The organism is Aeromicrobium sp. CnD17-E (genome assembly GCF_024124745.1).
Taxonomy (GTDB): Bacteria; Actinomycetota; Actinomycetes; order Propionibacteriales; family Nocardioidaceae; genus Aeromicrobium.
The window spans coordinates 1-6493 of record NZ_JAMXRU010000143.1 but is presented as its reverse complement, the minus strand read 5'-3'; the positions used below and the strand labels follow the sequence as shown (position 1 = coordinate 6493).

The following is a 6493-nucleotide window of genomic DNA, read 5'->3' as shown; positions in this document are numbered from 1 at the left end:
GTGGCCCTCCGGCAGCGCGCCGGCCGCGAACCGGCCGCCCGGCCAGGTGACGACGGGCGGGTGCTCGCGCAGCCACGGATGGTCGACGGCCGCGACCGTGGCCTCGAACACCGCCATCGCGTCGGCGAACGACTCGCCCGGTCGCACCCCGAAACGGCCCTCGGCGACGAGCAGGTCGGGCACCGTGCTCGCCCAGTCGCCCGCCTGCACGACGCCCACCGACAGCGGCCACGGCCGGTCCGTGAACGGTGCCGGCGGGTCGACGTTCCGCTCCGCGTCGAGCCTCCGTAGCGCCGCGTGCACCTGCTCGAACAGCTCGACCGCGCTGACGCCGTGCCCCGCCCGCGAGCCGTGCGTGGCCTTGCCCCGCACCTCCAGGCGGAACGTCAGCGACCCGGCGTTCGCGCTCACCACCGTTCCGGCCGTCGGCTCGGCGATCAGGCACGCCCGCCCGGTGTGGCCGCGGCGCAGCGTCGCGAACGTCCCGAGGCCGCCGTCCTCCTCGCCCACCACCAGGTGCACCGCGAACGGCTTCGTCAGCCGGTCACCGACCGCCCGGACCGCGGCGAGGATCGCCACCACGCCGCCCTTCATGTCGCAGGTGCCCCGCCCGTACCAGCGGCCGTCGGCCTCGTGCAGGAACCACGGGTCGTGCGCCGTCCACCAGTCGGCGTCGCCCGGTGGCACGACGTCGACGTGCCCGTTCAGCACGAGCTCCGGCACGGTGTCTTCTGCCGCCCGTGGCCCGGCACCCCCGCCGGGGTCCCCAGGGCGCCACGTGCCGACGCAGCCCCACGCCTCCTCGCGCTCGACCTCCTCACCGGGGTAGTCGGGGTCGGCGCGCAGCTCCTCGAGGTCGAGCTGCCACAGGTCGACGTCGAGCCCGAGACCCTGCAGCGTCGCGGCGCACCAGCGCTGCACGGACGCCTCCGACTCGCTGCCGCCCACGCTGGGGTAGCTGACGAGCTGCGCGAGGTCGCGGCGGATCAGGTCGGCGTCGATGTCCACGAGGCAAGTCTGGCAGCGCTCGCGTGGTAGTCGATCCTGCCCTCCGCGATGCCGATCACGAGGTCGTAGGCAGGATCCTCGGGGGCGTCGAGCCTGACGCCGTTCAGTCGGTACACCAGGACGGTCGCGAGCCACCCCAGACGCTTGTTGCCGTCCACCAGTGGATGGTTCCGCACGATCGACTCGAGCAGCACGGCTGCTTTCTCGTCGAGGGTGGGGTAGGCATCCTCGCCGAAGACCGTGGTCCGCGGACGGTGCGCGGCCGAGTCGAGAAGACCCGGGTCGCGAACGGCCTGAAGCCCTGCTTCGTCGGCGACGAGGAGCAAGAGCTCGAGGTCCAGGTACTGCGTCACTGGGCGAGGCGGTCGAGCAGCGGTCCGTACTGCTCGATGGCCTCACGCGTGAGCCGCCGGACCTCTTCCTCCCGCGAGATCCGCGCGGCCTTCTCCTCGATGGCGCGCGTGGCCGCCTCGTTCTTGCTGATGCCCTGGGCGTTCGCCAGCCGCGTGAGCGCGGCGTCCTGCTCGTCGGTGAGTCGCAACGTCATGGCCATGAATCGATGGTATCCGGGTGGTATCACTCACTCAAGGCGCTAGGCTGCGACCGTGACATCGCGCTGCGACCGCACCCTGGTCATCCGCTGGTGGCGTCCTCTCTCGTAGAGGAGGCCTGTCACGCGACCCCACGCCCAGACCCCTCAGCCGAGCGGTCTGGGCGTTCTCCGTCCCGGCGCGGCCGAGGCGACCCGAAGGACTCACCCATGACCCACCCGCTCGTCAGCGAGCTCCAGCAGCAGCCCGCGTTCGCCCTCATCCGGGTGCGCGACAGCGACACGGTGACCCTGGTCGGCGGCGCCTACGAGGACGTCGAGAACCTCGCCGACGTGCCGCTCGCGGCCGGGGTCCCCGCCGACGGCCCCACGTGGGACCACCTGGTGCTCGTGCCGTTCCGCCAGGCGCGCGAGCGTGGGTTCGCCGCGCACGACGACGGCACGCCGTTGCGCGTCGTCCGCGCCGACGTGCTCCACGAGCTGCCCCTCGCCGACCTCCTCCCGACGCTGCCCGACGGCGGCGTCGAGCTGGAGGACCGCGGCGGGTTCGAGACCTCCGACGCCGACTACGCGGCGATGGTGCGCCAGATCATCGACGACGAGATCGGGCGGGGCGAGGGCGCGAACCTCGTCGTCGGCCGCCACTACCGCGCGAAGATCGCCGACTGGGGCCACGACGCCGCCCTCGCCGTCTTCCGTCGTCTGCTCGAGCGGGAGCGTGGCGCCTTCTGGACCTTCCTCGTCTTCACCGGCGACCGCTACCTCGTCGGCGCGAGCCCCGAGCGGCACGTGAGCGTCGAGGCCGGCCAGGTGCGGATGAACCCCATCAGCGGCACGTTCCGCACCAAGGGCCTCACCACGCACGCCGAGAAGACGTCGGCCCTGCTGGAGTTCCTGCGCGACGAGAAGGAGATCTACGAGCTCTTCATGGTCGTCGACGAGGAGCTCAAGATGATGTGCGACATCTGCCACGAGGGCGGCCTCGTCCTGGGCCCGTACCTCAAGCCGATGAGCCACCTCGTGCACACCGAGTACCTGCTGGCCGGTCGCACCGACCGCGACGTGCGCGAGGTGCTGCGCGACTCGATGTTCGCGGCGACCGTCACGGGCAGCCCGGTCGAGAACGCGTGCCGGCTCATCGAGCAGTACGAGGAGCACGGCCGCGGCTACTACGCGTCGGTGGCCGCGCTCGTCGGCCGCGACGCCGAGGGCTTGCAGCGTGCCGACGCCCCCATCCTCATCCGGACCGCCGACGTCGACCTCGACGGCAACCTCAAGGTCACGGCCGGCGCGACGCTGGTGCGCGACTCCGACCCCGACTACGAGACGGCCGAGACGTGGGCGAAGGCGTCGGGCGTGCTCAGCGCGTTCGGCCTGGTCGACGCCCCCACCCCCGCGGCCGGGCCGGTGGAGGGCTTCGACGCGTTCACGCGCGAGGACGACGTGCTGATCGCGCTCGGCGAGCGCAACGCCCGGCTGAGCCAGTTCTGGCTGTCCGACCAGTCCGGCGCGGCGCCGGAGCCGTCGCTGCAGGGCCGTCGCGTCGTGGTCGTCGACGGCGAGGACGACTTCGTCAACATGCTGTCGCACGTCTTCGGCGTGCTCGGCATGACCACCGACGTCGTCCGCCACGACGCGTACGCCGACTGGGTCGGCTCCGGCCGCTCGCTCGAGGAGTACGACCTCGTCGTGGTCGGCCCCGGCCCCGGCGACCCGCGCGACGTCGGCGACGCGAAGATCGCCGTCGTCGACGACGTCGTGGTCGGGCTGCTGGCGTCGGAGCAGCCCTTCCTGGCGGTGTGCCTGGGCCACCAGGTGCTGAGCCGCAACCTCGGCCTCGAGCTCGGGTTCAAGGACATCGTCTTCCAGGGCACGCAGGCACGCCTCGACGTGCTCGGGCGACCCGAGACGGTGGGCTTCTACAACACGTTCGTCGCGCGCGTCGGCGCCGCGGGGCTGCCCCCGGGCGTGACGGTCGAGCGCGAGGAGGCGACCGGCGACATCCACCACGTGGCCGGCCCGCACTTCCACGGCATCCAGTTCCACGCCGAGTCGGTGCTCACCCAGCGCGGGTTCGCGATCCTGCGCGACCTCGTCCTCGACCTCCTGGGCTGACCGTGGTGCGCGCCGTCCCCACCTCGCTCGACCCCGACGTCGTCGCGCAGGTCGACGCGCGCCTCGACGGCGTCGAGCTCGAGCACGGCGTCCGCATCGGGTGGGCCGTGGAGAGCGGCAGCCGAGCCTGGGGCTTCCCGTCGCCCGACAGCGACGACGACGCCCGGTTCCTGTACGTGCGGCGCGCCCACGTGAGCCCGTCCCAGCGGTAGGTAGCCCACCTCTCCCGCACCAGCGGTAGGTCACACACCCTTCGGCGACGTCGAAGGGTGTGTCATCGACCGCCCAGCCGGATGAGGTGGGCCACCTACCGCTGGAGGGGAGGCGTCAGCTCTTCAGCTTGTTCAGCGCCGACGGCTCGTGGGCCGCCTTGGCGCCGGTCTTCTCGCTCTCGACGACGAGCTTGGGCTCGTCCTCGCTGGCCCGCCACTGCTGGCCGTCGAGCTGGAAGTCCTTGGTCTTGCGCTCCACGACCTTGCCCTGCGTGCGTCCCTGGGGGCTGTCCCAGCTCACCCGGTCACCGACCTTGATGTTCGTCATGCACCCACCCTGCGGTCGTCACGACGTCGCCGCACCTCGACGTCGCAGCCGGGTGATGGCCACGCCGAGCAGGCACAGCGCCCCGCCGACGAAGGCGAGCGGCGCCGGCACCTCGCCGAGCAGCACCCAGGAGATCAGCGTCGCCACGGCCGGCACGAGATAGGTCGTCGACGCGACCTGTCCCGCAGACAGCCGGCGCAGCGCGTACGACCACGTCGTGGACCCGATGGCGGTCGGGAAGACGCCCAGGTACACGAGCCACGCGACGTCGCCCGCCGACGCCGACCCCACCTGGTCGACGAGGGCCGGCGCGAACGGGAGGCAGACGACGGCGCCGATGGTGCACGCCATCCACACCGACATCGCCGGCGCGACGGTCCGCAGCGTGGGCTTCTGGGTGAGCGCGCCGACCGCGTAGAGCACGGCCGCGAGCACGCACAGCAGCACGCCGGTCGTGCTCGCGGTCTGCACCGACGTGTCGTGGCGTGTGCTCGTGGCGATGAGCACGACGCCCGCGAACGCCACCGCCATGCCGACGACCAGGGGTCGCGGGAAGCCCTCCTTGAGGACGATGCCGGCGAGCAGCGCGATGAGGATCGGGCCGATGTTCACCACGAGCGCCGCTGTCCCGGCGTCGAGGTACGTCTCGCCGGCGTTCAGCGCCACGTTGTACGCGCCGAACCACAGCACCCCGTAGACCACGACGAGCGCCAGCGTGCGCCCCCGTGGCAGCCGGTGCCGCCATGGACGGGCCAGGACCACCAGCGCGAGCGCGCCGACGAGCAGGCGTCCGAGGCTCAGCGGGCCCGGCTCGAAGACGTCGGCGACCGCGCGGATGCCGACGAACGCCGACGCCCACAGCAGCACCGTGACGCCCATCGCGGCGAGCGACCAGTCGCGCGCGGTCGACGTCGGCGGTGCGGGGGACGCGGTGGGGGAGCTGGTCACCGGACCACGCTAGGACCGCGGCGCGGTCGGTGTCGCGCGGGATCCGGACATCGTCCTGGCGAGATCCTGCCGCCGCCCCCGACCGACGCGCCGCGAGAGGGAAGGACCTCCCCGGACGCCGGTGCCGGGCGTCCGAGGAGGTCGAGGCGGCCGGGGGGTGCCGCCGGTCGGTGGGCCGAGGTCAGTCGGCCGTGGCGCCGCCGTCGGAGGCCAGCGTCACCTGGGTCTCGGCCTTCTTGCCGTCGCGCAGGTAGGTCAGCGTCACCTGCTCGCCCGGACGGTAGCCGCGGATGCCGGCCACGAGGGCGTCGGAGCTGCCCACGGGCTGGTTGTTGATGGCGGTGACGATGTCGCCGCGCTCCAGGCCCGCCTTCGCGCCGGGGCTGTCGGGGTTGACCTCGGTAATCTCGGCGCCGATGCCGGTGATCTCGTCGTTGGAGACGGCCGGCCGGACGGTGACGCCGATGAGCGCGTGCTCGACCTGCTCACCCTTGACCAGCTGGTCCGCGACGCTCTTGGCGAGGTCGATCGGGATGGCGAAGCCGAGGCCGATCGAGCCGGCGCTGGCCGACGTCGTGCCGCCCGAGCGGATCGCGGAGTTGATGCCCACGACCCGGCCCTCGAGGTCGACGAGCGGCCCGCCGGAGTTGCCGGGGTTGATGGCGGCGTCGGTCTGGACCGCGGGGAAGACCGTCGTGTTCTGGCCGGTGCCGTCGGAGGACGACACGGGCCGGTTGAGCGCGCTGACGATGCCGCTGGTCACGGTGCTCTCGAGGCCGAACGGCGAGCCGATCGCGACGACCTCCTCCCCGACGGCGAGGTCGGAGGACTTGCCGAAGGTCGCGGGCGTCAGACCGGTGCGGTCCACCTTGACGACGGCCAGGTCGGTCTTGGGGTCGCGGCCGACGATCTGCGCCGACGACGTGGTGCCGTCGCTGAAGGCCACCGTGATGGTGCCCTGCTGCGCGGCCGCCTCGACGACGTGGTTGTTCGTGAGGATGTTGCCGTTGCTGCTGATGATGATGCCCGTGCCGGAGCCGGCCTCGCTGCCGCCCGCGACGTTGATCTGCACGACCGACGGGAGGACCGCCTTCGCGACCTTCTCGACCTGGCCGCTCGTCGCCTGCGCGTCGCTGCTGCTGCTGTCGGAGTCGAGCGAGCTGACCACGGGGCTGGTGCCGGAGTCGCCGGTGAGCTGGTCGTAGAGCGCGGACCCACCGGCACCGCCGGCGGCGCCCAGCAGGACGATCGCGGCGGCCGCTGCCACGAGGCGCGTGCCCCGGCGGCGCGGCTTGGGCGCGGGGGCGGCCTCCTGGGCGACGAACGCCGGGG

The 6493-nt window shown here is 72.7% G+C and carries 8 protein-coding genes; 2 read left to right on the top strand and 6 right to left on the bottom strand.

Annotated elements, in window-relative coordinates; translation table 11 throughout:
- The 3 genes from NH339_RS16925 to NH339_RS16915 all read right to left on the bottom strand — a co-directional run.
- A partial coding sequence (locus NH339_RS16925) for a M20/M25/M40 family metallo-hydrolase (protein WP_253027180.1) occupies nt 1-1008 on the bottom strand: 1008 nt, incomplete at its 3' end.
- On the bottom strand, nt 987-1361 hold the full coding sequence (locus NH339_RS16920) for a type II toxin-antitoxin system death-on-curing family toxin (RefSeq protein ID WP_253027179.1): 375 nt from the start codon (nt 1359-1361) through the stop codon (nt 987-989). The genes NH339_RS16920 and NH339_RS16925, both read right to left, overlap by 22 nt.
- On the bottom strand, nt 1358-1561 hold the full coding sequence (locus NH339_RS16915; protein ID WP_253027178.1) for a CopG family transcriptional regulator: 204 nt from the start codon (nt 1559-1561) through the stop codon (nt 1358-1360). The genes NH339_RS16920 and NH339_RS16915 overlap by 4 nt, the downstream gene beginning before the upstream one ends.
- A 207-nt stretch (nt 1562-1768) precedes the next feature.
- Here NH339_RS16915 and NH339_RS16910 point away from each other — a divergent pair, with 207 nt between their 5' ends.
- Nucleotides 1769-3673 carry a chorismate-binding protein gene (locus NH339_RS16910; protein ID WP_253027177.1) on the top strand — a complete coding sequence of 635 codons (1905 nt, stop codon included), beginning with the start codon at nt 1769-1771 and terminating at the stop codon, nt 3671-3673.
- A gap of 5 nt (nt 3674-3678) precedes the next feature.
- Nucleotides 3679-3885 carry a DNA polymerase beta superfamily protein gene (locus NH339_RS16905; RefSeq protein WP_253027176.1) on the top strand — a complete coding sequence of 69 codons (207 nt, stop codon included), beginning with the start codon at nt 3679-3681 and terminating at the stop codon, nt 3883-3885.
- Nucleotides 3886-4000: 115 nt separating this feature from the next.
- Here the strand turns inward: NH339_RS16905 and NH339_RS16900 are convergent, their stop codons facing one another.
- From NH339_RS16900 to NH339_RS16890, 3 genes are all read right to left on the bottom strand, one after another.
- Entirely contained in the window at nt 4001-4213 is a 213-nt protein-coding gene (locus tag NH339_RS16900; protein ID WP_067853169.1) for a DUF2945 domain-containing protein, read from the bottom strand.
- An 18-nt stretch (nt 4214-4231) separates the two neighbouring features.
- Nucleotides 4232-5161 (bottom strand): DMT family transporter, encoded by a 930-nt coding sequence (locus NH339_RS16895; RefSeq protein WP_253027175.1) that lies wholly within the window; start codon nt 5159-5161, stop codon nt 4232-4234.
- A gap of 181 nt (nt 5162-5342) precedes the next feature.
- Nucleotides 5343-6493, bottom strand: a 1151-nt coding sequence (locus tag NH339_RS16890; protein ID WP_253027174.1) for a S1C family serine protease, incomplete at its 5' end; no start/stop codon positions are given.

Excerpts from the sequence above, each read along its gene's own strand:
- NH339_RS16910 (WP_253027177.1), top strand. The coding sequence starts at position 1,769 with ATGACCCACCCGCTCGTCAGCGAGCTCCAGCAGCAGCCCGCGTTCGCC.
- NH339_RS16900 (WP_067853169.1), bottom strand. The coding sequence starts at position 4,213 with ATGACGAACATCAAGGTCGGTGACCGGGTGAGCTGGGACAGCCCCCAG.
- NH339_RS16915 (WP_253027178.1), bottom strand. The coding sequence starts at position 1,561 with ATGGCCATGACGTTGCGACTCACCGACGAGCAGGACGCCGCGCTCACG.